The following is a 26,349-nucleotide window of genomic DNA, read 5'->3' on the forward strand; positions in this document are numbered from 1 at the left end:
GCTTTCATCGGGCCGTCACCGCCATTCCCTCTGCAAGTCCTGCCGGAGAAATGACAATCTTCATTCCCTCCGTCAGCGCGCCTTCCTCGACAGGATTGATTTCGACGTCGAGATCGCTCTCCACTCCCGTTGTTACCGGAATCATATGTATTGTGTTTGTAGAGGCGTCGACGGAAGCCACATTGATGCTGCCGTCCTCGGCTGTCACAATGGCGGTCTGAGGAACCGTAAACACTCCCTTGGCCTCTCCCGTGACAAGGGATGCCTTGGCTGTAATTCCGGCTATCAGTCCGTTCGATGCTCCGCCTTCAATCTGAATCGTCGCGGGAACCACTCGTTCCGAGGAGCCGCCGCCCTTTTCCTCACCGGTCGGAGAGATGGAGATGATCTCGCCCTCCTGGCTTACGCCGTTTAAAATATCGGCGTCAATCTGTGCCTTCTGGCCCACTTTTACCTTGGAAATAGAGTATTCGCTGACGGCAATCTCCATCTCCAGATTATCCAGGTTCTCTACGATAAACATCGGTTTTTCATCCTCCGGTTTATCCGCGAACTGGCCCACCTTCGAATTGACGCGGACTACCGTACCCGTGATCGGGCTTTTCACCTCGGCGTTTTCCAGGTCCGTCTTCTTCTGATCCAGTTCGAACTGTGCCGATTTGACCTTTAATTCATAGGATTTATCGGGAAGGGCCTTTCCTTTTTCCACGGTATAGGAGTCTTTCTCCCTGGCGGCATCCTTAAGCGCGTTGCCTGCTGCTTCCAGATCGGCCGAGGAGATATCGCCTGCGTCAAACAGGACCTTATTTCTGTCGTAATTCAGCTTTGCCGTATTGTAATCCTGAACCGCTTTTTCATATTTGTGCTGCGTGTCCCTGATATTTTCGTTGTATTCGCTGACGGCAAGGTCATAGGAATTCTGTGCGATATCGACTGCTTTGCGGGCGTCGCTGCTGTCGATGACAGCCAGTGTCTGTCCCTTTTCCACCCGGTCGCCCTCCCGGACCATGATCTGAAGCACCTCCGCATGGAGATTGGAAACCACGTCAGCGCTCTCCGTCCCGGAAACGGGACCGCTGAGGCTCAGCATTTCAATCACATCGCCCTTTGCAAGAGGCATCGCCGCTACGACGGGAACCACCTGCTTATTGCCTCCCAGGACAATGCGGCCTCCGACGAACACCAGAAGTACGGCGCATCCTCCCACAATCAGCTTTTTCTTTTTGCTCCAGTGGCCGAATTTTTTCTTTTTCTTCTTGCCGCCGCTGTGATCTTCCTTCAGATATTCTTCCAGCTCCTGCTCGACCATCGCCACATTTTTCTGCTCGGCAAAATCCGGCCGGATTTTCTCATCGGACGATTTCTTTACGTCTGTTTCTGCGTTTTCCTCTAAATCCGGTTCCGCATTCTCCTCCGATTCTGTCTCCGCCTCTTCCGGAGAAGTGGTTTCGTCATACATTTCATCGTACATGCTTTCATTCTCATCTTTTTTACTTTTATGCCACATAATCTTGCTCCCCGTTTTCTATTTTTAAAATTTTTGTTTTCTAACCTAATAAACGAAGTATGGCAAAGGATTACTTCAAATACAATATATTTCCACGATATTCAGGAAATTGTAAGATTTCTGGACGTTTCTTCCAGAGAAAAAGACGGCCGTAAAACAGGCCGTCTGCTGCCGGCTGCACGATGTACTCAGAGTCCGGAAAGAAATCTGAAAAACCAGATTTCCGTCTGCTGTTTTTCTTCCTCTGCTGTCAATCACACAACCTTCTCACGTATAATGAACCATATATGCAAAAACCAGAATACCCGACCCCAGAATCATCCAAAGGCCAAACAGCTTGCCCATGAACTTCATCCACTTATCATACCCGATTCCTGTCGCTCCTAAAAAGCCCATCAGCGCCGATGCATGGGGCAGAATGTAATTGCAGAATCCATCGCCAAATTTATAGGCCAAAACAGCCGTCTGTCTGGAAACTCCGGCCACGTCGGCGAGGGGCACCATAACCGGCATGACAACAGCCGCCTGCCCGGTTCCCGATGTTACGAAACCGTTCACAATTACATTCATCACCAGCATTACCGCAGGTTTAATAAAATCGGGAAATATATCCAGCATATTGGCTAAGCCATGTACCACCGTATCCAAAACATTTGCGGAAGACAGAATTAAAGCCACCGCCGCTCCCAGGCCTACAATTAATGCGGCCGGCGTCATATTTTTCGCCCCTTTTACGAAGTTGGAAGCAATCGTGCTCGGATTATATCCGTAAATCAGCCCGCCGGCAAGCGCCATCCAGAACAGGCAGATGGCCGTCTCCACAAGCCCCCATCCTCTGTTTACACAGCCAAACATCGATATCCCAAACGAGATAAGAAATACGGCAAGTACAAGTGGATGCCTTCTGTTGAGCTCTACATGGGTGCTGCCCACGTCAAAATTTTCAACTCCCTCTTCTCCGTATATAACGCTTTTAGCCGGATCTTTTTTGCACCTGTCTCCATATCTGACAATATAAACGGCCGTCACCAGATAGAACAGCACAAAGCTTACAATACGAAGCCAGATTCCCGAATAGGCGGAAAGTTCTGCAATATCCTGGGCCACAGCCGTGGTCGGGGCCAGGATGCCGGTGGAAAATCCTATCCCCACCCCCAAAAGGACAATTGATACTCCGACAATGGCGTCATATCCCAAAGTTGCCGCCAGCATCACTCCAAGCGGTGCAAAGCCAATAAATTTATTTGTGGACTGTGTAATGCCAATTATTGCAAATATCAGCAGTATCGCGGGTATAAACAGCCTCTCTTTCCCCCTGCACTTTACCGCCATTTTTCCGCAGTAAGCGTGGAACATCCCGGTTGAAAGAATCACTTCCAATGCTCCCGCTATTACAAGAAGCGGAAAAATAATGTCTGCCTGTTTACTCATCGCCTTCATAATAAAGTTTGGAATCTCCCATAAAGGCACCGGTTTTCCTTCCACCGGATGATACGACTCAACAATTACCGTCGTATTGCCGGCCTCCGTTTGGATTCGGTCATACTCATTGGCTGAAATCATATAAGTCAAAATAGAAACAAAGATTAACAGCATGCAGATTATGACATATGAATGCGGCATTTTATACTTTCTCTTTTTCATTTTGCGTTCCCCTTTTCTATCATCACTATCATCAGTGTCTTAATTAATGTGATTCCACCTGATTTTCCCGCCCCATTTTTCCTATTTCGTTAATCGCTGATACCGTCATTGCGATACCGTCGCAATATTCGTTAATGGACAAATGTTCATTGGGTGCATGATTGTCGGAATCCGCATCGCTCCACCGCACCTGGATTGCAGGCAGTCCCAGCACTTCCGTCCATAAATAATCCGGCGCGGAAGAGGGGCGGCAGGGATAAACAATATAATCACCATATACTAATTTTGCCGCCTGCTCTATGACATTAAGATAAGGTGTTTCAATGTCGGTTTTTGAGCCTTTCAATATTCCTTCCAGACTTACCTCAGCCTGCTTATATCCCAGTTCGGCCACATATGTTTTAACTTTTTCATACAGATCCATTGCATCCTGCCCGGCCACCGTTCGAATATCCAAAGCCGCTTCTGCTGTTCCCGGAACCACTCCGTTGGCTCCGCATTGGATTTGGCAAATGTTAAAAGACGGCATTGATAGAAGCCGCTTGTAAAATCCGGCTCCATAACCGGATGATTCGGCACTGTATATCTTATTCAGCCTTTCCTCCGATTCCGGCAGACTGTTAATAATCTTCATTTCTTTGTCTTTAGCAGGAATAATTCCATCGTAAAATCCCGGCACCAGCACCCTGTCCCCGCTCTTCAATTTTCCAAGCAGCTCTACCAGCTGCCAGGCGGCGGATGGCAGGACGGGGGCGTATCGTGAATGTACATCTTTATTCATAGTGCGGATCCTGATTTTTATGTTCAGATTTCCTTTCGCGCCAAGTGCGATTATGGGAAGTCCTCCGGGATCTTTAGGACCGTCACTAAAAAACACAATATCCGCCTTCAATTCCTCCTTATGTGCATGTAAGAATTCCGGCAGTCCTTTACTCCCCTCCTCTTCGCACCCCTCGAAAATAAAAATCAAATTAACAGGAAGTTCCCGATTTTGACTCTGATAAAACTGCAGCGCCTTCAGGTGTGCCATTAGAGGAGACTTATTATCTGCGCTGCCTCTCGCATAAACCTTTCCTTCCCTGACCGTCGGCTCAAACGGATCCGAATTCCACAAGTTCCGTTCCCCGGCAGGTTTCACATCATAATGGGCATAAATCAAAACTGTTTTTTTGTCAGCGTCATTTCCGTATCTGCCCACCAGAACCGGGTATGGCTCCAGCGGATACCGGGTCACGTCAATCCCCATATCAGTCATCTTTTTCATAAGCCAGCAGCAGCATTCCTCAACGCCTTCTCCGGTCGCACTGATGCTGGGATGACGTATCAACTCAAACCAGTCCTCCAAAAGCAAGGTTTTATTGGCATTGATATATGAATATATTTCCTGAACGAATTGTTTTGTTTCCATTTCTTTCCTCCTGTTTATCTGCCCGGGCTGTTACTATCGATACTCTATATTTATCACAGTTTTACATCTGTTGTACAATATCCATATTTCATTCAGACGGCCCGTGTATAACCAAAAGTATATATATTTATTATTTATCCTATGCTATAATTAACATGTCTCTTTCAGTTTCATATAAAATCAGGAGGAACCATGGAATTTCGTGAGCAGGAATATATTATCTCAATTGCCGAATCCCAAAGCATTACAAAAGCCGCCGAGCATCTGCATGTATCTCAGCCGGCTCTCAGCAAATTCTTGTCAGCCGTAGAAGAAGAACTGGGCGTAACACTTTTTATCAGAACCAACAAATCCTTTTCCATCACCCCGGCCGGAGAGCTTTATCTGGAAAAAGCGAAGCAGATTATACGATGCCGTGATGAATTTCATTTGTCACTTCAAAAGCTGTCGGAAAAGCAGCCATTCAGCCTGACAATAGGCATTCAAAAACTGCGCGCCCCCCGTCTTACCCCTATAATTTACGCTTCTTTTTACAGAAGTTTTCCAGGCTGTAAGTTAACATTCATTGAAAGTTACGGCGAGAACCTTTTTCATCTTTTAAAAGAAGGACAGCTTGATCTAATTCTCTGTAACCAGTATAAACGTCTTCCCGGACTGGCGCTCCAAACTCTCGGTGAAGATGATTTGCTTCTTATTGCGTCAGAAGAAAAAGCGCTTCCCTGTTCAGAGAAAGACTCCCGTTATCCGGCCGTTAATTTGAATGATATATTGGATGAAACTTTTCTTTTACTGACGGAAAAGACAAGTCTTAGAATTCTTGTCGATTCCATCCTCAGACAGTATTCTTTACATCTGGAACACAGTGAAGAAATCAAGAGACAGGAAGCTTCATTACATCTTGCTTCCATGGGATACGGGCTGGCCTTTACTCTTAGCAGTTATCTTCCTCTGTTCCAGTTTTCCAGGCCTGTAAAATGTTATCATATTTTACAGCACAGGAAGCCGATTCCTTTTGTTGCCGCTTCACTGCCCGGACATTTTCCTCCTAGGCTTGAAAAGAAAATTTCAAATATGTTATCCGACGCTATGGACATAACAAAGTTTTAATGGGAATTTATTTTATATATTAAAAAGAGTGGTCACAGGTCATGTCAAACTCAAATGTCTGGCATAATCTGTGACCACTCTTTTTAACTGGTTAGAGCGTGTCTGAAGAATGAATTTTCAAACACGCTCTGGTACTGTGACGCATTTCCCACCTGTATTACCGTATCTCAATTAAATCTGAAACTCTCCGCCTTTAATAATCAGCCGGTCATCCAGATACAGATCCGGTTTCAGGATAATTCCATCCATATGGCAGTCCGCTTTTACCGTCCCGCCGAAGGATACATTGGTTCCGAAGGCGATATGGACCGTCCCGTACACCTTTTCATCTTCCAGAATAACACCGCAGAGAATGGCCTTCTCATTTGTGCCGATTCCCAGTTCTCCGAGTGTTGCGTTGTTTTCATTCGCCAGAAGTACGGACAGTTCCTCGCTTCTCTTACCGCGGATTTCCTTCAGCTTTCCGTTCTCCACCTTTACAAAGAGCGGCTCTTCCAGTTTGCCGAGGCCCACCATGGAGCCGTCTATCTTCATTTCTCCGTTGGAACCGTTCTCAAGCGGAGCGATGTATGCCTCGCCCGACGGCAGGTTGCCGGCGGCTCCCTTCGTCCTGTAAACGCCTGTGCTGGGCACGCCTTTTCTGCCCTCCAAATCAATGTTCAGGACATAGCCCTCTTTCTCGATCCTGGCTGTCTTCGCACTCGTCAGAAGCTCCGTCACCTGTCCGGTCAGTTCCTCGACACGGGCGTAATCGGCGGTCATGGCTCCCTGATAGAGCATTTCTTCCGCAATATTGGGCATGGTCCCGATACGTGCTCCATTTTTTGCCGCCGCAATTTTTGCGTTCGTATGGGTCAGGGATTTCGCCGTCGGACAGAGAACCACGTCGGCACTCAGCATCGCGTCGGCCACCGGTTTCGGCGGTTCCTGACCCGAGTACTCCCTCTCCTTCATCGTCATCAGCAGCGCCTCACAGCCGAGCTGCTTCGCCGCCTCATAAAAGGCCTGTCCAATGGCGATTTTGTTGTCGTCCGTCACCACCAGAACGGTTTCTTCCGGTTTCACATCCATGCATCCGGTCAGAATCTTTTTTGCACAATTGATAATATCCATTTTATCTGCTGCCTCCCTTTTCTACTGCGTTAACCGGCTATTTCACCGGCTATCCTGGCCAGGAGCGTTCTTCCAAGCACCACCGGTTTACCGCTGAGCGCCTCCATCTCCTGTTTCATGGAAACATTATATCCGATACAGTCCAGGACAATCAGGTCTGCCGGCTCCTCCCGCATCTGCTGCGCCGCCCGCGTAAGCTCGGCCGGATCACCGTAGGGCGAGGCCGCCAGTACCTTCACCTGTTTCACCAGCTCCTGCCATTTGCCCATGGCCTGGTCTATCTGTTCCGACTTTGGGGTAATCACGCCGATGTTTGAATTCGGAGTGAGGACCGGCACAACGGCGTTCAGCAGGTCACAGGGGAAAATCAGAGGGACACGGCTCCGGAAACAGTCCGGAAACTTGCCCGTGCAAAAGAACATGATGAACTTGACGCCCTGTTCCTCCAGCCGTTCAATGCAGGACTGAAGCCGCGGCAGGATATATTTTTCGGCAAATACAACCGAAGTTCCGTCCAGGAGCTTTGAAATAAGCACATAGTCTCCCGGTTCCGGCGCAAATGCCTCAATCTCTTCTCTGGTCAGTCCGTCCAGGCCTCCCGCCTGAAGCAGGGTAACCCCTTCCCCCAGAAGCGGAAGTACATCACAGGTCACATCCTCCCTGGGAGCCTGTCCGATGGTAATCGCCCCTATTTTCATATCCTTCCCCTCTCTTCTATTCTCTCTTCTCTCCTCTACTGAATCTCTTTCCCGTCGAGTGTCTGGAGACGTTTCATGGAACCGTAGAGTTTCCTGAGCCTTCCGTATTCTTCCTTGTCATACAGTCTGCATTCACCGCGTCCGTATGCCTTGGCCGCCTCAAGCATAAAGCGGGCCGCCTCTTCCAAATCGGTGATATGGCTTGCTCCCGTCGCACATCCCGGAACCGCCGTCTCGGTCGTTATGGCGACTCCCACAACCGGCGCGTCCGTTGCCGTTGAAGGCTGAAGAATGCTGTTCAGATGATAGACATCGTTGCCGTAAGGTGTAATATCCTGCATGGACAGAGCAAATACCTGGGGATATTTTCCCGTTGTAATCTGCATCAGATCCAGTAAATCATCGCTCACTTTCAGGATATACCCCTCTTTGACCGTCGGGGAAATGGCAAAGCCGCGGTGGTTGATAATCCGGTTGCCTTTTGTCGTGTCCACGGACAGAATGGCATCCAGTTCACCGTTCACTTCCTCCTTATTTACCTGAGCCATCTCGACCGGAGAGCCCATAAATGCCACCGGTTTGTGGGGCTGGGTCGGTGCATTGGGGCAGATGTGGGTGGATATCACCACGTCGCCGTCCAGATAATCACCTTTTTTCTGCATATCCAGAAGCTTTGCCGCCACTGCCAGGGCTACCAGGGCTCCGTCGCCGTCGGATACAAAGCCCAGTCTTTCCGGTCTCGCTCCCAGGCCGCCGAGTCTTCCGAGAATGCCCATCGTAGGAGCGTCTTTTCCAGCCGTTTTGCCGTTTGTGCCGCAGACGCGGATCCGGATCATGTCGGTCTTCCCACGGGCGCCTTTCAGCTCATAGACGGTTACATCGGCATTCTCATTGACGCCGCAGAGGTAATCTTTCACCGCCGCTCCGCTGGCCGTACTGCTGTCCAATATATCATATAATTCTATTAACTGTTTTAATAACATTGCATTGTCCTCCCGGTTATAAAATTTTAGTCCTGCATACCCTCCAAATGGTATAAATTCTCAATACTGCATACTCTCTGTTTGGCCCGGAGAATATGCAGCATTTTTTTCATTAATAACGGTTTCTCTTTCGCGGCTTCTTTTTCAGAATCACCGGCTGTGTAATCAACTATGTAAACATATCACATTATCAGAAGAATGCCCTGAGTACGTTGGAGAAGAATCCAAAAAGTCCGTCTCCCGCAATAAAACCGGCATCCCTTACTTCCATGAATTCCGTACCGAAAATCATGCGGACTACAACTGCGATTAATACTGCGATTCCGTAGGTCGGGTTGTTCAAAAGAAGTCCTGTTGCAAAAAGCACGCCCACCATCTTGTTTCCAAAAATAAGCTGGATGATTGCTCCCGGTACGGCCCAGATAAGCAGTTCCTTAATGATGGCAGCGTCGGCCCCTGCCGATACGGCCGTCGCAAACACCTTGCTGATCGGGGGCATGATATCCTGTTTCATAAACATCATGGCAAAGAACATTACCACCACAATACCGATTACAACACCAATAAATTCAATGATAACCTGCTGTTTTCTTCCGTAGAGTTCTCTTTCACGGTCCTTACCCTCGCCTCGAAGGATCCAGCCTGTCTTTAAATCGTATCCCATGTCTGCGAAACATGGTCCCGCGGAACCTATATATCCGGTCAGCACTGCCAGCGGAAGCGGTTCAAAGCCCATGAAAATTCCGAGTGTCATAAAGATGGTCGTTATGGCAAAAGCCGGGAACCAGCCGGAGTGCATGGCCGCCATACCAACGAGCATCATGGCTACGGTTGAGGAGAAGGCCGCCCAGATAACCCAGATGACAATCTTTCCCGGTGCCATTCCTCCGATGATGCCTGTCACCGCCGCAGTAACCATTGCGCCGAGTGCATAAGCTCCAAAGCTTGTGAAAATCGTCTTCTTGGCCGCTCCCGCCGAAACCGTCACGTCGTCCACAACCGGTTCCACGGGACCTGCCTTCTTTTTATCTTTAAATATAATAAGAAGAGACTGGATTAAGGCAACGCCGCCGGCGCCAATCATGACGCCCTGAGGAATATTGGAGGCTCCCATGTTGAATCCGCGGAAAATAACGGTGGAATACCCTCTCAGGATTAAACCGATTCCAAGGCCTGCCATGGAGAAAATGTTTGCAATAAATACAATACCGATTCCGGCCATCGGAATCTTGAAGTAGCTGCCGACTACGCCGAGGGCAAGGCCTTCTATCAGCCTTTTTCCCTTCTTTCCGCCCTCATCACCCGCCTGGATCGCGCTGGCTGTGGCAACTCCGGGAGGCCATGCTCCGCGTGCCGGGAATATTTTTGAATCGAAAAGTCTTCCTACCACGATTACGGAAATTCCGGTTCCTACGATACATCCGACCGCCATCGGCATGATATATTCGGCCTTACCGATTCCGTATAAAATACCGACTGCGATGAATCCGCAGTTTGCCGCGGAGAATCCGGCCCCGGACACGATTGTCTGAAGCAGGTTCTGTCTTTCAAGGGAACGGAACTTCGTCATGGACGCAAGCGGTATCCTCGCAAGCAGCATGGCAAAGATTGCTCCAATCAGGGAAGTATTCGGAGTTACGCCGACTTTTCCGATAATCTGCATACAGATGATTGCGGAAAGGACTGCCAGAAGAACGCCAATTCCGATAATCTGCGGTTCAAATGCCGATATGTGTTCATTTTTCACTTTGTTAACATTCTTGTTTTCTTCTTTCATACTATTAACCCACCATCCTCTTTTGTATTATTTGCTGTTGCATTCCGCCTCAGGAAAGACATAGGAGATCATCTCCCTCTCCACTGCTTTCTCACATGGAACAAATAATTCCGGATCCTTCATGCCGGCTCCCAGCTTGATTTTCGTCCTGTCGACTACGAGAACCGCCGCCATCATTCCCTCTTTCACCTCGGCCGAAGTGACCGGGATTCCCGTCTCCGCATCAAAGGTCATGATAAGGTCGGGGAATGTTGCAAGCCTTTCGCCGTTCTTTTCCGCCGTCATATATTCATTCCAGAAAGTCAGTTCCACATCCCCGACCTTCACAACACCCGTGTCAAATCCGCCGCTGCATTTCAAATCCACCTGCTCTACTTTTGCCTTTGCAATAATGCTGCCTCCCAGGAAATCACAGACCGCCTTCAGCACAGCATCGGCGCCCTCCTGTTTCGCGGCTATCATGGCCTGCCCCAGTTCGATCGCCTGCCTTACCGCGCCGCAGGCTCCGTTCTCTTTTGCATAGGCAAGGGTTACCGGGTTTCGTGCAACCGCCACAAGACCCGCGGCCTCCACGGCCGTCTCACGGACAAGTCTGGCTACGCTGCCCAGGCTGCCGCCCGCCGCCATCTCGATCCTTCTTCCATTCTCACGTTTTCCGCCGACTGCCGCCTGGTAGGAATAATAATCAGGAATCCGGTGAAGTCCCATGGAACCCATGACTCCGGTCGGATGCGCCCTGCCGTTACAGGGAGCGTCCACCAGAGGGAGCCCCAACAGAGCGCACTGAAGCCAACCGTTCACCGATGCGCTTCCTCCCGCCTCGTTGGTAATGATGCCGTCTGCCTGGATTCCCATCTTCTCACAGAGTACGGTGACTACGCGTCCGTTATCCATCGGGTCCACCCAGGCTTCCGTAGCGGACGGCGCTCCTACGTTTGACACATTCACAAGAACCGCGTCCTCATCCATATCCTCCGGATCTACCAGTGTCACGGGTGCAAGCTCCAGTCCCAGTTTTGCCGTTCTCATTCCCTTTTCCATGGAGCCGCCTCCGCCTCCGCCCAGAACACAGCCCCCTAAAACCGCCGCCTCCAGATGTTCCATTGTTAAATTAAGTTTCGCCATGATATCCTCCTTGTTCCTCTTGAACTATTTCTCTTGTTCTTTATTTACATTCCCTGCTCTTCGGCTCCCGACAGACGGCTTATTTCCGCGGCCGCGGCCGCGGTCTCCTTCAGGTAAGAGTCGAATTTTTCTTCTTTCATCCCGACGCTGTATCCGCCGACACTGATGCAGCCGGCCAGCCTGTTTCTCATCCCGAATACGGGAATACCGATGGCAAAAAGTCCCGGCGAAAGGAGACCTCTTGTATAGTCATACCCTCTCTTTCTCACCTCTTCCATCTCACCCTCAAGCTTCTTTTTTTCCTCTTCTCCGAGTTTCAGGGATGAGATGTAACTTTCCCTTGCTTTCTCATCGGCAAATGCCAGAAGCGGACGGTTGGATGCGCCCTTATGGATGGGATAGATTCCACCTACGCGCATCGAAAGCTGCAGGTCATCCTCCACATCGAGCTTCTCCACACACAGGCTCTGCATGTCCACACTGACCGTGAGATAAACGTCCAGGCCGCATCTCTGTTTCAGCTTCTCCATAACGGGATACGCCGTCTGTCTGATTTCCTGGGAACGTATCGCCTGATAACCGAGCATCAGACTTTTCTCACCCAGATAATAGCGTTTCCCTGCCCTCTCCTGACGCAGGAATCCACTGCCGGTCAGCGTATAAAGCAGGCGATAGGCCACGGCCGGACTCATATTGAGCTTTTCGGCCACAAAACTCAGGGTGATTCCCTCGTACTCACGGAACAGGTACAGCACATCCAGCGCACGCTCTACCGTCTGGAGACCTTTTGCTTTTTCACTGCCTTCGCTCACTGTATCACCTCTTTTATTTTTCCTATTTGCGGAAATCATTTTCTTAAATCGTAATTATGTTATTATGATAAATCACTAAAGCATTTCTGTCAATCTGTTTTTAATGAATAATTATACAAAATATAGTCTTGTTTTTTGTTACTTTTGCAATAATTCCATCCGGGTAACAACGAAAAGCACGCTTCGCGAACTTTTCATTGTTACTCAAAAAAATAGCGGGACGAAGGACGCATTTCACGTTCCTTCATCCCGCCAGGATAATCAATATCAGAGACCCGGATAATCCTCCGCGCCAAACAGACGGCTCAGCTCCGCCGCCGCTTTTCGCGTCTCATGGAGGTAGAGCCGGCGCTGCTCCTCTTTCATATCAAAGCAGTACCCGCCGATGCTGATACAGAAAATCAGCTTGTTTCTCATTCCGAACACAGGAAATCCGATGGAAAAAAGTCCCGGTGTCAATAGCCCCTGCGTATGATCATAACCTCTTTTCCTGATTTCCTCCATCTCACGCCGCATGGCGTCTTTCTCTTCCTCCGTGATATCCAGGGAATCAATATAAGTGTCCGCCTTCTCCCGCTCCATATATGCCAGCAGAGGCCGGTTCGACGCCCCCTTATGGATTGGATAAATTCCTCCTACTCTCATCGAGAGCTGCAGGTCATCCTCCACATCTATCTTTTCCACACACAGGCTCTGCATATCCGCGCAGGAAGTCAGGATTACTCCCAGGCCGCATTTTCCCACCAGGTTTTTCATGATCGGATATGCCGTTTTCTCCAGCTCCTGGGACTGAATCGCCCTGTAGCCAAGCAGCAGGCTCTTCTCCCCCAGATAATATTTTTTGCTGGCCTTCTCCTGTCTGAGAAAGCCGCTGTCTGCCAGTGTATACAAAAGGCGGTAGGCCACCGTTGTACTCATGTTCATCTCCTCAGCCACAAAGCTCAGGGTAATTCCGTTGTACTTATGAAACAGATACAGCACATCCAGCGCGCGCTCCACCGTTTGAAGATTTTTTGATTTATCTTTTTCTTCTTTCATTGCAGTTCCTTCTCCCCGGCCGGTTCCCCCGCTTGGAAATCGGCAATTTATAATGGTATTCCATTCCTATGATATAATCGCAGCCATCCATCTGTCAATCACTATTCTCTGCCGGAAAATGCAATAAGGATTCCGCCGCTGATTCCTTCGGCATTTTCCGCGCAGTCCATGTTACTGTTCACTCCGTGCCCAGCAACATGCTTCGCGATGCACAGAAACGGCAAAAAGCGCCGTTGATTGTAATGAAAAGTCCGCATCGCGCACTTTTCGTTGCGTCGCGCCGTAACCCTCGGGTTTTCTGTGACTTTCGCTTTGCTCCACTCACAAAAAACACCTCGCGGAATACTGCCCGTGAACAGTAACCAGTCCTTCGGCCGTCTGGTCGGAAAATGTCGAATCGCTTGAATTATCCTCCTCTTTATATTATAATAAACCATATCTAAACAAGTAAAAATGACCGGAGGTCCAATTAGATGAGGCTTGAAACTTTCTATCAGATAATCGGCTCAGAATATGCAACACTCCTGGAACGTTTTTGCAATAACGAAAGTCTGCTGGACAAATTTGTGACGGGTTTTCCCGACGATCCCGTATTTCATTTTCTGCAGGAAGCCGTTGATACGGCCGATTACGGCGCCGTTGAGAATTATGCCCATGCCCTGAAGGGCGTGGCGGCCAATCTGGGATTTAACAGGCTTCAGTCCGCCTGTTCCGCTCTTGTCCTTAGCGTACGGGAGGGTCATCCGGAAGATATTCCGGAACACTTTGATAAAGCTCAAAGGGAATATACGATTATCATCAACGAGATACATAAGAACAGCTAGTGAACAGCCATGTGCAGTAAACCGGCAGGAGGCTCCAGGCCTTCTGCCGGTTTTCTTATCTGCCTCAGGTCCTCTGCCGTACCCGGCTCTCTTCCCGGCAGACTGATGAAAGAAGGTGAAACATGTCCGGAAAAAACAAGATATTAATCGTGGACGATGACATGATAACAAGGAACATCGCAAAGCTGATTTTCAAAAACAACTTTGAGGTGCTGGAAGCCGAGAACGGCCGGTCTGCGCTCTTTTTACTGGAGCAGCACCGCCAGGATCTGGTTTTTATCATCTGTGACATCTCCATGCCGGTCATGGACGGTTTTACATTTCTCCGGGAAAAGAACAAATCCGTTTATAATAACGGCATCCCGGTCATTATCATTACCTCCGTTGGGGATGATAAAGTCAAACAGCAGGCAATTTCGCTGGGCGCCGCCGATTTCGTCGATAAGCCGTTAGATCCCGGCCTTGTTCGGCTGAGGGTGAATAATGTCCTCTCCAACTACGGTATCGGGTATGCATATAACGACTCACTGCAGAGAGAGTTTCTGGATCTGATTAACCGGCAGCTCCGGGGAGGAACCCTGTGTGTCTACGATTTGCCGGACTATCCCGTTTACTATGCAAGCGAGTCCCTGTCACACTACCTGGGCTACCGGAGTTCGGAAGATCTCCTCACCTCCCTGGATGGAAAATGGCAGAATCTCATCTCCCCGGACGAGTCCGCCGAAGCGGAGAGAACCATGAGGGAACAGCTTTCCGGCAGAGGGGAGTTCATCCGTGAATACCGCCTGCGCAAAATAGACGGTGAAACGATCTGGATCCGCGAAAACGGAAGATATGCCCACGACGATTCAAACGGCAAAAAAATTGTTTCACTCTGCATCGACATCACCGAGATGAAAAATGCGGAGGAAAAAGCACGCTACAACGAACAGCTCGCCAATATTGCCCTGGAGAGCACCAGCATCAGTATCTGGGAATACGATTTTAAAACAAAGAGCATAATCCAGGGACATAATTCGTCCGAGATACACGGCTTTGACACCGTAATTCCCAATATTCCGCAGTCCTTCATCGACTCCGAATACGTCCATCCCGACAGCGCCCATGCCTTTGTCAGGATGTATGAAGATTTGGCCAACGGCGCAAAAAAGGCGGAGGGTATCTTTAAAATCAGGACAACGGACCGCTCCGGGTATTGGTACGAACAGATCCACTACACCAATACATTTGACAAAAAGGGCAAGCCTTACCGTGCCATCGGCATATCAAGCGATGTGACGGAACAGCGGATGATGCTTGAACAGTATGAGCGGGAAATTGAATTTAATAAGACGCTGCCATCGGATATTTTCTCTACAATCAGGGTCAATATCACCAGAAACAGAATTGAAGAAAGCCATACCGACCTTCCGGAGGACCGGTCCTTTATAAACAGCCTCACCCTTGACCGTCTTCCTGAAATGCTGGCCCGGATTCCAGGCATCACCGAAGAGGCAGCCGCGTATTTCCACTCCCTCTCAAAAGATTCTATCTGCCGGTTAATTTCCGAGGACACCCATATCATTAACTATGAGTTTATACGAAATATAGACGGCGTTCCGGCCTGGATCAGTTTCGAACTTCATATCATGACGGATCCTATCAATAACGATCTGCTGGCCTTCGTCTACTTCAGGAACATAGACAAACAACACCGGGAAATGGAACGTTTAAAACAACTGGCCGAGCGCGACCAGATGACAGGACTCTATAACCATGACACTACCCTCACTTTGATAAAAGAATATCTCTCGGACGAGGGCGCCGGCCAGAAACATGCCCTTTTTATGATCGACGTAAATAAGTTCAAATCGATTAACGATAATTTCGGCCATATGCCGGGTGACCATGTTCTGGTGGAGGTCGCACGGAGGATCCGCTCCGTCTTCAGGAATGACGATATCGTAGGCCGGATCGGCGGTGATGAATTTATGGCTCTGATCAAAAATATATCCTCCGCCGCCCTGGCCGAGAAGAAAGCCCGGGAACTGGCCAATGCCACTCATTTTTCCTGCTGCGGTATTTCTGTGGATATCAGCTGCAGTATCGGAGTTGCTCTGTTTGATGATAAATCCTCCGATTTCGGGGAACTCTACAGCAGGGCGGATGCCGCAATGTACAGGGCAAAGCAGTCCGACGGTACAGGGTTTATCATTAATACCGACTAAACGTTACTGTCCACTCCGTGCCCAGCAACACGCTTCGCGATGCACAGAAACGGCAAAAAACGCCGTTTCGCGCCGTAACCCTCGGGTTTTCTGTGACTTTCGCTTTGCTCCACTCACAAAAAACACCTCGCGGAATACTGCCCGTGAGCAGTAACGATTAAGCAACAATTAAAAGTTCTTCCGTACTTTCCCTGTTTACTTTCGAACATCCGTTTGGTATAATAAACATAGAACCCATCCGGGAAATTTCTATATAATATCAGCGGGAGGATGCCATGTCGGATCATATCTATCTCTGTATTGATTTAAAATCTTTCTATGCCTCGGTAGAATGCGCCGAGCGCGGCCTCAATCCGTTAACAACGAATCTGGTGGTCGCCGATCCCGAACGTGAGAGGGGTACCATCTGTCTGGCCGTCTCACCCTCTCTGAAAGCACTCGGCGTCCCCAACCGGTGCCGGGTATATGAGATCCCTGCGGGAATTGAATATATTATGGCTCCTCCGCGGATGCAGCTCTACATTGAGTATTCCGCAGAAATCTATGCCATTTACCTGAAATATATCTCGAAAGAAGACATTTACGTCTATTCCGTAGATGAGGCGTTTCTGGATGTCACCGACTATCTGGAGCTTTACCAGCTTACGGCAAGAGAACTGGGTGTGCGCATCATGGACGACATCCGCGGTTTCCTGGGCATTACGGCCACCTGCGGGATCGGGACGAATCTTTATCTGAGTAAGATCGCCCTGGATATCACGGCGAAACACACGAAGGATAATATCGGTTATCTGGATGAGTCCCTGTATCAGAAGACTCTTTGGAACCACAAACCTCTCACCGACTTCTGGCGGATCGGAAAGGGGATATCCGGCCGTCTTGCAGGCGTCGGCATCTATACGATGGGGGATATTGCACACGCAGATGAGGCCATACTTTATAAATTGATTGGAGTGGATGCGGAATACCTGATCGATCACGCCTGGGGCCGCGAACCTACTACAATCGCCGAGATTAAAGCATACCGCCCAAAGGACAGTTCTCTGTCCACGGTCCAGGTTCTGATGACGGACTACAGTTATGAAGACGGACTGCTGATTCTCAAAGAGATGGTGGATCTGCTCTGCCTGGACCTGGTCGATAAAAATCTCGTCACCAATTCCCTGTCCCTCTACGTCGGCTACGCCCAAAAAGGTACAAAGTCGTCAAGGGGAAGCGTCACGATGCCGGTTACGACAAATTCGGTAAAGGTCATCACAAAACATTTTACACAACTGTACCAGGATATTGTCAACCGGCTCGTCCCCATCCGCCGGCTTGGCATCTCCTTTAATAAACTGGTGGACGAGGCTTATGAACAGTATGATCTGTTTACGGATCCCGCCGAATTACAGAAGGACCGTGATGTTCAGCAGGCCGTCCTGAATATTAAAAAGAAGTTCGGGAATAACGCCATTTTAAAGGGCATGGATTTACAGAAGGCAGCCACAACGCAGGAACGCAACCAGCAGATAGGAGGTCACAAGAGCGGTGAGCAGTGAGAAAACAGAACGGGCAAAAATCTTTGCTCCCTTTGACTGTCTGAAGGGATTTCGTGAGGCGCTGGCTCAGAAGGAGCGCATCATCGTTCCCCGCTCCGAACTCTCCGAAGAGAGCAAGGAGGAACTCGACCGGCGGCTCCGCCAGGTAAAAAAGAACGACATTATCACTGTTATCTATTTCCGAAACGGTGAATATATCAAAATCACCGGCATGGTCTCCTCCTTGGAGCTGACCAGCCGGATCCTGAAAATCATCAATACGAGGATCCGTTTTGATGATATCTATGAGATACAGGGAGATTTTTTCGAGTTATAGGCAATTTGAATTTCCACTGTGAAGTGAAGCGTAAGGGGGAGCAGCGGGCGTTGCTCCCCTCCGTGCATAAACGTTTTCCCATACTTATGTGGTTTTGGAAGAACCGGCTGGGGTGCCGTTCCTTCTGTAAAAGGGCTTCCGTTTTCTGCCGTAGCCTGTATTTCACCATGCCTTAAGAAACAGGCCGCAGTCACCCTGCTCCAGGTTAAGCCTGATAAGCCCGCAGCCGCCCGGTAAACCGGCCTTATCAGAAAAGGTAAAATGCTCCGGCTCTTGCCGGTCGGCATTTATCAGCTTTTAACAGGCGGCTTCATCCGCCGCCCCCAAATCCAGGCAAAAGAAGTCACTGTCTTCATAAGGATAATCATAGAGAACCGGCACCTGTTCCATCCCGACTTTTTTGAAACCGGCTCTCTCATAGAAACGATGGGCCCGGTCCGTATTCTTCGGTGTATCCAGGTACAGCGCTTTGATTCCGGTGTCTTCGGCGTAGCGGAGCAGCTTCTCATACAGCCTGCGTCCCAGATGGCAGGGCGCGCTTCTGTACTCCTCGTAGGTAAAGAATTTCTTCAGGACGGCAATTCCATTGCCAAAGTTCATCAGTCCAATGCTGCCTGCTATCTTCCCGTTGTCCTCAGCTACCCAGAAGCAGCCTCCATTTTTCATATACTTTTCCCTTATATTAAGAAGCTCCGGCTGATCATCAACCGATACGAACGGCCGTGTTCCATCATTCTGGCAATGAAGCACCAATGCAATCACTTCATCCCGGTCTTCTTCCCTATAGGTTCTGATTTCCACCATTTCTTTTCCCTCCGTTATTGATTATTAAAATTTCATGCGTTCTTTCTGAAAATAGCCGTCCGCGTCCACTTTCTGGACACCGAGACCGCGTAACCGATAGTCAGAGTAATAATGACCGTGCCAATTCCCAGAGGACCGCGTACCAGCAGAAGTGTGGTAAAACCACTGATTTCAATCAGGAAACGCGACTTTTTTACATCCCATGAGAAGTAATCGGCAATTGCCAGCATAAGGCCGTCGATTGGCATCCGGGGATAGCCCGTTTCCACATAGACACCGGTTCCAAGCCCCACCAGGGCATAACCTGCAAAAAACAGAAAACATTTCATCGGTACCGTCTCCGGAAGGGAGAACGAAAATACGGCGTCCCTGGCCATATCCAACAATATTCCTTTGAGGGCAATGGGGATAATGCAGTATAAATCGGCCCTTTTATTAAGAAACGCGGCAATGCACCAGAAACAGCCCTGAATGATAACGGACCAGGAGCCGATCGAAAGTGCCGTTAACCGCTCCAGTCCTGCAAACACGCCGTTCCACGCATCGACTCCCCAGCCGGTTTTCAGAACCGCCGCTACTCCTATACAGGTCATGAAAAGTCCGAGCAGATAGACCGCCACCCTCTTTACGCACAGCACATTACTCTCTCTTTCTCCCATAGTTACCATACTTCTTTCCCGGTATACTTTTTTTATCCGCCCCTCAGCCTGGTATACATCTCCACTTGATATGCTTCTTCACTTGATATGCTTCTTCACTTGCTATACTTCTCCACTTGTTATACTTCTCTGCATTCACTTTCTTGACAATTGCTGTTTGTTATTTTATAGTAACATAAAGAGATAATTCAGTCTAATAAGAAAAACAAATTCATCAATTCAGAAATACTGAATTGATATAATAAAGCTATGGAAGGATGCAGGCGCATGGAGCTCAAATACCTCAGAACATTTAAGACAATACTCGAAACAGGAAGTTTTCAAAAGGCGGCCGAACGGTTAAACTATGCACAGTCTACCGTAACCTTACAAATGCAGATTATCGAGCAGGAATTATCCGTCAAACTATTTGATAAAATCGGCCGGAAGATGGAATTAACCGAGGCGGGGAAAGAACTGCTTCCTTACATAAACGCCGCTTTGGAGGCCGCCGCGCAGATGGAATGCTATGGAAAGAGCGGCAAAGAACTGACAGGGACGCTGCGGATTGCCATGCCGGAATCACTTTTAGTATATCAGATGCAGCCTGTCATCAGAACTTTTCGGGAACAGGCCCCTAATGTGAGATTATCCCTTCAGATTCCCAATTGCTACATCATCCGGGACCAGCTTCTGAACGGCAGCATTGATATCGGCGTCCATTACGATGTCGGGGGCTACGGCTCTTCTCTCATCACCGAACCGCTGGCCGGCTATCCCCTGGCTCTCATCGCAAGCCCGGCTCTGGATGAAAAGGAGCGCGATTTTATAAGGACGGGCCAAAGAAAACCCATCTGCCTTGTAACTGTAGATCAAAACAGCATCTATCACAAAATATTGAATGGATACCTGGAAAAATCCGATATCGTCCTGGAAGGTGAAATGGAAATCGAAAGCATCGAGGCGGCAAAACGCAGTGTTGCCAGCAATTTAGGCGTTGTATTTTTGCCGCGCTATTCGGTCGAAAAAGAATTGGAGCAGGGGGAATTGATTGAACTGCCTCTGGAACCTTCCGTTAAAAATATCACCGCAGTATGCAGCTACCATAAAAACAAGTGGATTACCCCTGCAATGGAATTATTTATCCGACTGCTGAGGGAAGAGATACAGACGCCAAAATTATAAAACAGCGTCATAATTCGTTACCTCCGCTGTACGCTCGGCGCAGGCATACATTTTCTGCCCGGAGGTTTTTTATATCATTGAAAGGCTTTTAATTCATAGGAACTCTTGCCTGTGAATTAAAAAAGGACATTTCCCATTGTTGGGAAATGTCCTGAATCAATTTTATTCACTTGCCGTTCTTATCACCCGTAACGGTCTGGTATCCGGTATAGGTTATAAAAATCAGGAGTTTTAGTACAGTTTCGCGCCTGCCGGAATACGGTCATCTACCATCAAAAGGTTCAGACCTTCTTTTCCATCCTCCTCATGAACTGCTGAGATCAGCATTCCGCAGGAGTCGATGCCCATCATAGGACGCGGAGGCAGATTTACGATTGCAATCGCCGTCTTTCCAATCAGCTCTTCCGGCTCATAATACTCATGGATTCCGCTTAAAATCGTGCGGTCCGTGCCGGAACCGTCGTCAAGAGTGAACTTTAAAAGCTTCTTGCTCTTCGGAACTGCCGTACAGTCTTTCACCTTTACAGCCCGGTAATCGGACTTTGCAAATGTCTCAAAGTCTACCATTTCCTCAAAAAGCGGTTCGATTTTAACCTTTGAAAAATCGATGGTTTCCTGTACCCTGCTCTCCTGCGCCGTCTTCTCTGCTTTTGCAGGTGTGTCGGAACCGCCGAGCGTCTTCATCGTCGGGAAGAGCAGAACGTCTCTGATTGCATAGGAATCGGTAAGCAGCATGATAAAACGGTCCATACCGATGCCGATGCCGCCTGTCGGAGGCATACCTACCATCAGGGCGTTGACAAAGTCGTCATCCATGGAGTTGGCTTCCTCGTCGCCTGCCGCCAGCAGCGCTTCCTGTGCCTTGAAACGTTCAATCTGATCCAGGGGATCATTTAACTCGGAGTATGCGTTCGCCATCTCTCTCTTTGTGATAAACAGCTCGAAGCGCTCCGTGTATTCCGGATTCTCCGGTTTCTTCTTGGTCAGAGGAGAAATCTCGATCGGGTGATCCAGGATAAAGGTAGGCTGTATCAGGTGTTCCTCTACAAACTCCTCAAACAGCATACTCAGGATGTCGCCCTTCTTATGTCTGGCCTCATACTCGATGTGGTACTGATCGGCCAGAGCCTTTGCTTCCTCGTCCGTCTTAATGGTTGTAAAGTCGATTCCCTTATATTTCTTCAGGGCATCCACCATTGTAATTCTCTCAAACGGCTTCTCCAGATCGATCTCAACACCGTCGTACACGATCTTTGCTGTGCCGAGAACCTTCTTCGCCACTTCGCGGAACATGGTCTCGACGAGTTCCATCATTCCGTAGTAATCCGTATATGCCTGGTATAACTCCATCAGGGTGAATTCCGGGTTGTGTCTCGTATCCACGCCCTCGTTACGGAATACACGTCCAATCTCGTATACTCTCTCAAGACCGCCTACAATCAGTCTCTTTAAATACAGCTCCAGAGAGATACGCAGTTTCACGTCCTCGTCCAGTGCGTTGTAGTGCGTTGTAAAAGGTCTTGCGGCAGCGCCGCCTGCGTTCGGAACCAGCATCGGTGTCTCAACTTCCATAAAACCGCGGCCGTCGAGGAAGTTGCGGACTTCCTTGAGAATCTGGGAACGCTTTACAAAGGTATCGCGCACCTCCGGGTTCATGATCAGATCCACATAACGCTGTCTGTAACGCATATCTGTATTGGTAAGGCCGTGGAATTTCTCCGGCAGAATCTGTAAGCTCTTGGAAAGAAGGGTTACGGCCTCCGCATGGATGGAAATCTCACCTGTCTTGGTTTTAAATACCGTGCCTCTGATTCCTACGATGTCACCGATATCCATCTTCTTGAATTCTTTATAGGACTCTTCGCCGATACTGTCCCTGGCAACGTAAGACTGAACATTTCCCTTTAAGTCCTGGATGTTGCAGAAAGATGCCTTACCCATGACACGTTTGGACATCATGCGTCCAGCCAGGGTTACCTCTTTGCCTTCCATCTCCTCAAAGTGATCCTTCACGTCGGCACTGTGTGCCGTCACGTCAAATTTCGTAATCTGAAACGGATCTCTGCCATTCTCCTGAAGCTCCGCCAGTTTGTCACGTCGTACCTTGAGAAGCTGGTTTAAATCCTGCTCTTCCTTCTTATTCTGCTGGTTCTGCTGATTCTGCTCTGCCAATTTCTTCCACTCCTTTGTGAACTTAGATTATGATACTCTCTGGATTTCCAGTATTTTATAGTGAATCATTCCTGCCTGTGTCTCTACCTTTACCGTCTCGCCCTGTTTCTTGCCAAGCAGTGCATGGCCTACGGGAGACTCGTTGGAAATCTTGTTCTGAAGGCTGTTTGCCTCTGTGGAACCGACGATCTTAAACTCCATCTCCTCGTCCTCTTCCACGTCCAGAAGTTTTACTTTACAGCCAACGCTGATCTTGTCAAGGTCGATCTCGTCTTCCACAACGACTTCCGCGTTCTTGAGAAGCTTCTCAAGAGCCTCGATCCTGGCCTCTATGTCTCTCTGCTCATCTTTCGCTGCATCGTACTCCGCGTTCTCGGATAAATCTCCCTGCTCTCTTGCTTCCTTAATTTTCTGGGCGATCTCTCTTCGTTTATTCACTTTCAGATCCTGCAGTTCATCTTCATACTGCTTGAGACCTGCATACGTTAAAATATTTTTCTTCTCTGCCATGACAACTATCCTTCCTTCCGATAATTCGTCTCCGAAATCGTTCTAATATTGCATCGCATTATTATAACTGATAAAGTCCCCCTTGTCAAGAATCGGAAACGGCGTTTTCCGTTTATTTACAAGGGGTTTGTTACCGTTCTCCGCATTTAAATCCGTTCTTCGATCAGGGCGATTAATTCCTCCATCGTGCTGACCTTATTAATGTCATTTCTCAGCGAAGATGAATTCGGATAACCCGCCGTATACCACGCCACATGCTTGCGCATCTCCCGCATCGCAATCTCTTCACCCTTGTATCCCGTCTGCAGTTCTCCGTGCCGGATGATTGTGGCCTTCAGCTCCTCCTTAGTCGGAGGCGGCAGAAACTCTCCCGTGTCGAGATAGTGGTTAATGCGCCTGAACAGCCATGGATTTCCCTTGGCTCCTCTGGCCACCATGATTCCGTCGCAGCCGGTCTTTTCCATCATACGTCCGGCATCTTCAGGCGTAAAAATATCTCCGTTTCCGATTACCGGTATTTTCACGGCCTCCTTGACCTGCCGGATGATGTCCCAGTCCGCTTTGCCGGAATAGTACTGCTCCCTCGTCCTGCCGTGGACGGCGACCGCAGCCACTCCGCAGCTCTCCGCCATCCTTGCAAATTCCACCGCATTGACGCAGTCATCGTTAAATCCCTTGCGGAATTTGACGGTTACGGGTTTGTGCAGTTTTTTCACCATTGCCGTGAGTATCTCCTCCGCCAGCTTCGGATTCTTCATCAGAGCCGACCCCTCCCCGTTGTTTACAATCTTTGGGACCGGGCAGCCCATATTGACATCGATAATATCATATGGCCCTTCTTCCAGTCTCAGGGCCATATCACTCATGATATCGGGATCGGAACCGAACAGCTGGACTGCAATCGGGCGTTCTTCCTCCCTCATCTCAAGAATCGGCTTCGTATTTCTGTTATTATAGAGAAGCGCTTTGGCGCTGACCATCTCCGTGCACATCAGGCCGCATCCCTGCTCCTTGCACAGCAGCCGGAACGGAAGGTCCGTGACACCGGCCATCGGGGCCAGCGTCACATTATTCTCCAGCTCTACATTTCCTATTTTTAACTTCATCTGTCCTGCCTTTATTATGTGAATCGTATTTTTTATTTAATCCGTTTCCTCTGTATCGTCAAGCAGCCCGTCCGCCGGCATTCCGAGGACAAAAACCTTATAGTAAAGCTCCAGCGATTCCAAAAGCTCCCTTTTTTCTCTCTGGTACTGCCTGATCTTGAGGCCGCTTCCTATCTCATCAAAGAGATAATCCGTCTCCTCGGCCTCCACCCGGAATTCCAGTGTCCCTTCCGGAGTGAATTCCAGCATTATCGTGCCTCCCACGTCTTCCGTAAAGAGCACGCACATAATCCTCAGTTCCTCTTTCACTCCCTCCGGGAGTCCTGCAAACTGCTCGTTAAAATAATATTTTTCCACATAGGAGTTGGCTCCGCAGAGAACAATGTTCTCCTCCGCGTTCCGGCCTGCCGTATGTTCCATTTTTCCGCCCTCCGTTACTTTTCTATCCTCCGGTACTTTTCTGTCTTCCGGTACTTTTCTATCTTCCGTGACTTTTCTGCCTCCGTTACACATCAAAAGGCATTCTGTCCTCCGGACATCATGCCTTTGTCGGTGACGGTGAGAAGTCTGCAAAGCATTCCCTTCACCGTTTCTTTCTTTTTATCGTTAAAACCGTACCATTTATCTCACCAGGAGCTTGCTGATCTCGTACTGATCTTCCGGAATGTCTTTCGTCATATTCAGCGCTTCCTGAATATCGAAGTCTACAAATTCTCCGTGCTTATATGCAACAACCCGGTTTGTCTTTCCCTCGGCCAGAAGTTCCACCGCCTTGGCGCCCATGATGGATGCGTAAACCCTGTCCTTACAGGTGGGCGCTCCGCCCCTCTGCATGTATCCGAGGATTGTGGCCCTCGTCTCAAGACCGGTAGCCGCCTCAATTCTTCTTGCCATGGAAGCCGAATGGCCGATTCCCTCCGCATTGATAATAATGTGGTGTTTCTTGCCGCGTTTCCTGTTCTCTATAATTCTGTTAATCAGAACCTGTTCATTGCCGTCATAACGCTCCGGAAGAAGAATGTCCTCCGCTCCATTGGCAATACCGCACCAGAGGGCGATATAACCGGCATGACGTCCCATAACTTCAATAATACTGCATCGCTCATGGGATGTGGATGTATCCCTTACTTTATCAATGGCTTCCATCGCCGTGTTAATTGCGGTGTCAAAACCAATCGTATAATCGGTACAGGCTATGTCAAGATCGATGGTTCCCGGAAGGCCTACCGTGTTCACACCCAGGGCGGAAAGCTTTCCCGCACCGCGGTAAGAACCGTCGCCGCCGATTACTACCAGGCCGTCGATTCCGTGTTTCTTACAAATTTCAGCACCCTTTTTCTGTCCTTCGGCTGTGGTAAACTCGGGACATCGTGCCGTGTAAAGAATCGTGCCGCCGCGTCCGATGGTATCCGCTACGCTTGTACCGTCCATATCAACAATCTCTTCCTGAAGCAGTCCGGCATAACCTCTCATAATGCCCTTTACCTTCATTCCCTTGTTGATGGCTGTTCTCACAACCGACCTGATACACGCATTCATTCCCGGCGCATCTCCACCGCTGGTTAAAACACCGATCGTCTTTACCTCTTTTGTCATAGCATATTCCTCCATCCCGCTATTTCTGTCAGCAAATCTGGTTTTTTCCTCAATTCATCTTATTCTAATGCATTTTATCCTTCTTTTCAAGGGGTTTGTGATATTTTTTTAACTAGGAGGGAGTTGAAGAAAGAGAACGCCGCCGGGACGGTCGGGGTTCGGAATGGTGGGGAAGGACTATGTGTCTTCAGTCCCGGGCGTTAGGTTGTCGCGGGTGGGAAATCCGGGCAGAAAAAGT

General features: G+C 49.0%; 23 protein-coding genes. 6 read left to right on the top strand and 17 right to left on the bottom strand.

Annotated features, from left to right (window positions below; all coding sequences use genetic code 11):
• Positions 1-4 precede the first annotated feature (4 nt).
• The 3 genes from QZT18_RS16155 to QZT18_RS16165 form a co-directional block, all read right to left on the bottom strand.
• A complete protein-coding gene (locus QZT18_RS16155) occupies positions 5-1,507 on the bottom strand; it encodes an efflux RND transporter periplasmic adaptor subunit (protein WP_294149311.1) in 1,503 nt (500 codons plus the stop codon).
• A 267-nt stretch (positions 1,508-1,774) separates the two neighbouring features.
• Positions 1,775-3,151: a YfcC family protein gene (locus tag QZT18_RS16160; RefSeq protein ID WP_294149313.1), complete on the bottom strand. Its 1,377-nt coding sequence runs from the start codon at positions 3,149-3,151 to the stop codon at positions 1,775-1,777.
• 43 nt (positions 3,152-3,194) lie between these two features.
• A complete protein-coding gene (locus QZT18_RS16165) occupies positions 3,195-4,559 on the bottom strand; it encodes a M20/M25/M40 family metallo-hydrolase (RefSeq protein WP_294149315.1) in 1,365 nt (454 codons plus the stop codon).
• 192 nt (positions 4,560-4,751) lie between these two features.
• Here QZT18_RS16165 and QZT18_RS16170 point away from each other — a divergent pair, with 192 nt between their 5' ends.
• Positions 4,752-5,666: a LysR family transcriptional regulator gene (locus QZT18_RS16170; protein ID WP_294149317.1), complete on the top strand. Its 915-nt coding sequence runs from the start codon at positions 4,752-4,754 to the stop codon at positions 5,664-5,666.
• Positions 5,667-5,837: 171 nt separating this feature from the next.
• Here the strand turns inward: QZT18_RS16170 and QZT18_RS16175 are convergent, their stop codons facing one another.
• The 7 genes from QZT18_RS16175 to QZT18_RS16205 all read right to left on the bottom strand — a co-directional run bounded on the left by QZT18_RS16175 (position 5,838) and on the right by QZT18_RS16205 (position 13,212).
• Entirely contained in the window at positions 5,838-6,779 is a 942-nt protein-coding gene (locus tag QZT18_RS16175) for an aminopeptidase (protein WP_294149318.1), read from the bottom strand.
• A 29-nt stretch (positions 6,780-6,808) separates the two neighbouring features.
• Complete coding sequence (locus QZT18_RS16180) at positions 6,809-7,477, bottom strand: AroM family protein (protein ID WP_294149321.1); 669 nt, start codon at positions 7,475-7,477, stop codon at positions 6,809-6,811.
• A gap of 35 nt (positions 7,478-7,512) precedes the next feature.
• Complete coding sequence (locus QZT18_RS16185) at positions 7,513-8,460, bottom strand: DUF1177 domain-containing protein (protein WP_294149323.1); 948 nt, start codon at positions 8,458-8,460, stop codon at positions 7,513-7,515.
• A 190-nt stretch (positions 8,461-8,650) separates the two neighbouring features.
• On the bottom strand, positions 8,651-10,237 hold the full coding sequence (locus QZT18_RS16190) for an OPT/YSL family transporter (protein WP_294149325.1): 1,587 nt from the start codon (positions 10,235-10,237) through the stop codon (positions 8,651-8,653).
• Between the two features lie 27 nt (positions 10,238-10,264).
• A complete protein-coding gene (locus tag QZT18_RS16195) occupies positions 10,265-11,362 on the bottom strand; it encodes a DUF917 family protein (RefSeq protein WP_294149326.1) in 1,098 nt (365 codons plus the stop codon).
• 44 nt (positions 11,363-11,406) lie between these two features.
• On the bottom strand, positions 11,407-12,174 hold the full coding sequence (locus QZT18_RS16200; protein ID WP_294149328.1) for an IclR family transcriptional regulator: 768 nt from the start codon (positions 12,172-12,174) through the stop codon (positions 11,407-11,409).
• Positions 12,175-12,441: 267 nt separating this feature from the next.
• On the bottom strand, positions 12,442-13,212 hold the full coding sequence (locus tag QZT18_RS16205) for an IclR family transcriptional regulator (RefSeq protein ID WP_294149330.1): 771 nt from the start codon (positions 13,210-13,212) through the stop codon (positions 12,442-12,444).
• 473 nt (positions 13,213-13,685) lie between these two features.
• Here QZT18_RS16205 and QZT18_RS16210 point away from each other — a divergent pair, with 473 nt between their 5' ends.
• The 4 genes from QZT18_RS16210 (at position 13,686) to QZT18_RS16225 (ending at position 18,100) form a co-directional block, all read left to right on the top strand.
• Positions 13,686-14,036 (top strand): Hpt domain-containing protein, encoded by a 351-nt coding sequence (locus QZT18_RS16210; protein WP_294149332.1) that lies wholly within the window; start codon positions 13,686-13,688, stop codon positions 14,034-14,036.
• Positions 14,037-14,158: 122 nt separating this feature from the next.
• A complete protein-coding gene (locus QZT18_RS16215; protein WP_294149334.1) occupies positions 14,159-16,243 on the top strand; it encodes a diguanylate cyclase domain-containing protein in 2,085 nt (694 codons plus the stop codon).
• 275 nt (positions 16,244-16,518) lie between these two features.
• Positions 16,519-17,784 (top strand): DNA repair protein, encoded by a 1,266-nt coding sequence (locus tag QZT18_RS16220; RefSeq protein ID WP_294149336.1) that lies wholly within the window; start codon positions 16,519-16,521, stop codon positions 17,782-17,784.
• Positions 17,774-18,100, top strand: a complete 327-nt coding sequence (locus QZT18_RS16225; protein ID WP_294149338.1) for a YolD-like family protein — start codon at positions 17,774-17,776, stop codon at positions 18,098-18,100. Before QZT18_RS16220 ends, QZT18_RS16225 begins: the two co-directional genes overlap by 11 nt.
• Before the next feature lie 297 nt (positions 18,101-18,397).
• On the opposite strand, the gene QZT18_RS16230 is transcribed toward QZT18_RS16225, so the two are convergent.
• Both QZT18_RS16230 and QZT18_RS16235 read right to left on the bottom strand, forming a co-directional pair.
• A complete protein-coding gene (locus tag QZT18_RS16230) occupies positions 18,398-18,904 on the bottom strand; it encodes a GNAT family N-acetyltransferase (RefSeq protein ID WP_294149339.1) in 507 nt (168 codons plus the stop codon).
• A gap of 32 nt (positions 18,905-18,936) precedes the next feature.
• Entirely contained in the window at positions 18,937-19,563 is a 627-nt protein-coding gene (locus QZT18_RS16235; protein WP_294149342.1) for a YitT family protein, read from the bottom strand.
• A 267-nt stretch (positions 19,564-19,830) separates the two neighbouring features.
• Here QZT18_RS16235 and QZT18_RS16240 point away from each other — a divergent pair, with 267 nt between their 5' ends.
• Complete coding sequence (locus QZT18_RS16240) at positions 19,831-20,727, top strand: LysR family transcriptional regulator (protein WP_294149344.1); 897 nt, start codon at positions 19,831-19,833, stop codon at positions 20,725-20,727.
• Between the two features lie 231 nt (positions 20,728-20,958).
• On the opposite strand, the gene lysS is transcribed toward QZT18_RS16240, so the two are convergent.
• The 5 genes from lysS to pfkA all read right to left on the bottom strand — a co-directional run bounded on the left by lysS (position 20,959) and on the right by pfkA (position 26,111).
• On the bottom strand, positions 20,959-22,899 hold the full coding sequence (gene lysS / locus QZT18_RS16245; RefSeq protein WP_294149346.1) for a lysine--tRNA ligase: 1,941 nt from the start codon (positions 22,897-22,899) through the stop codon (positions 20,959-20,961).
• A gap of 27 nt (positions 22,900-22,926) precedes the next feature.
• Positions 22,927-23,409, bottom strand: coding sequence for a transcription elongation factor GreA (greA, locus tag QZT18_RS16250; RefSeq protein WP_125142267.1), 483 nt, complete (start codon positions 23,407-23,409; stop codon positions 22,927-22,929).
• 146 nt (positions 23,410-23,555) lie between these two features.
• Positions 23,556-24,515 (bottom strand): tRNA dihydrouridine synthase DusB, encoded by a 960-nt coding sequence (dusB, locus tag QZT18_RS16255; protein WP_294149348.1) that lies wholly within the window; start codon positions 24,513-24,515, stop codon positions 23,556-23,558.
• A 36-nt stretch (positions 24,516-24,551) separates the two neighbouring features.
• Entirely contained in the window at positions 24,552-24,935 is a 384-nt protein-coding gene (locus tag QZT18_RS16260) for a DUF6145 family protein (RefSeq protein WP_294149350.1), read from the bottom strand.
• Positions 24,936-25,136: 201 nt separating this feature from the next.
• A complete protein-coding gene (gene pfkA, locus QZT18_RS16265; RefSeq protein WP_125142264.1) occupies positions 25,137-26,111 on the bottom strand; it encodes a 6-phosphofructokinase in 975 nt (324 codons plus the stop codon).
• Between the last annotated feature and the right edge of the window lie 238 nt (positions 26,112-26,349).

Origin of the sequence: uncultured Clostridium sp., from assembly GCF_900547735.1 — a bacterium.
Classification (GTDB): Bacteria; Bacillota; Clostridia; order Lachnospirales; family Lachnospiraceae; genus Otoolea.

Coding starts and splice junctions, on each gene's coding strand:
- QZT18_RS16220 (WP_294149336.1), top strand. CDS start 16,519: ATGTCGGATCATATCTATCTCTGTATTGATTTAAAATCTTTCTATGCC.
- QZT18_RS16205 (WP_294149330.1), bottom strand. CDS start 13,212: ATGAAAGAAGAAAAAGATAAATCAAAAAATCTTCAAACGGTGGAGCGC.
- QZT18_RS16195 (WP_294149326.1), bottom strand. CDS start 11,362: ATGGCGAAACTTAATTTAACAATGGAACATCTGGAGGCGGCGGTTTTA.
- QZT18_RS16170 (WP_294149317.1), top strand. CDS start 4,752: ATGGAATTTCGTGAGCAGGAATATATTATCTCAATTGCCGAATCCCAA.
- dusB (WP_294149348.1), bottom strand. CDS start 24,515: ATGAAGTTAAAAATAGGAAATGTAGAGCTGGAGAATAATGTGACGCTG.
- QZT18_RS16260 (WP_294149350.1), bottom strand. CDS start 24,935: ATGGAACATACGGCAGGCCGGAACGCGGAGGAGAACATTGTTCTCTGC.
- pfkA (WP_125142264.1), bottom strand. CDS start 26,111: ATGACAAAAGAGGTAAAGACGATCGGTGTTTTAACCAGCGGTGGAGAT.
- QZT18_RS16190 (WP_294149325.1), bottom strand. CDS start 10,237: ATGAAAGAAGAAAACAAGAATGTTAACAAAGTGAAAAATGAACACATA.
- QZT18_RS16185 (WP_294149323.1), bottom strand. CDS start 8,460: ATGTTATTAAAACAGTTAATAGAATTATATGATATATTGGACAGCAGT.
- QZT18_RS16235 (WP_294149342.1), bottom strand. CDS start 19,563: ATGGGAGAAAGAGAGAGTAATGTGCTGTGCGTAAAGAGGGTGGCGGTC.
- greA (WP_125142267.1), bottom strand. CDS start 23,409: ATGGCAGAGAAGAAAAATATTTTAACGTATGCAGGTCTCAAGCAGTAT.
- QZT18_RS16180 (WP_294149321.1), bottom strand. CDS start 7,477: ATGAAAATAGGGGCGATTACCATCGGACAGGCTCCCAGGGAGGATGTG.
- QZT18_RS16230 (WP_294149339.1), bottom strand. CDS start 18,904: ATGGTGGAAATCAGAACCTATAGGGAAGAAGACCGGGATGAAGTGATT.
- QZT18_RS16155 (WP_294149311.1), bottom strand. CDS start 1,507: ATGTGGCATAAAAGTAAAAAAGATGAGAATGAAAGCATGTACGATGAA.
- QZT18_RS16215 (WP_294149334.1), top strand. CDS start 14,159: ATGTCCGGAAAAAACAAGATATTAATCGTGGACGATGACATGATAACA.
- QZT18_RS16240 (WP_294149344.1), top strand. CDS start 19,831: ATGGAGCTCAAATACCTCAGAACATTTAAGACAATACTCGAAACAGGA.
- QZT18_RS16210 (WP_294149332.1), top strand. CDS start 13,686: ATGAGGCTTGAAACTTTCTATCAGATAATCGGCTCAGAATATGCAACA.
- QZT18_RS16165 (WP_294149315.1), bottom strand. CDS start 4,559: ATGGAAACAAAACAATTCGTTCAGGAAATATATTCATATATCAATGCC.
- QZT18_RS16160 (WP_294149313.1), bottom strand. CDS start 3,151: ATGAAAAAGAGAAAGTATAAAATGCCGCATTCATATGTCATAATCTGC.
- QZT18_RS16175 (WP_294149318.1), bottom strand. CDS start 6,779: ATGGATATTATCAATTGTGCAAAAAAGATTCTGACCGGATGCATGGAT.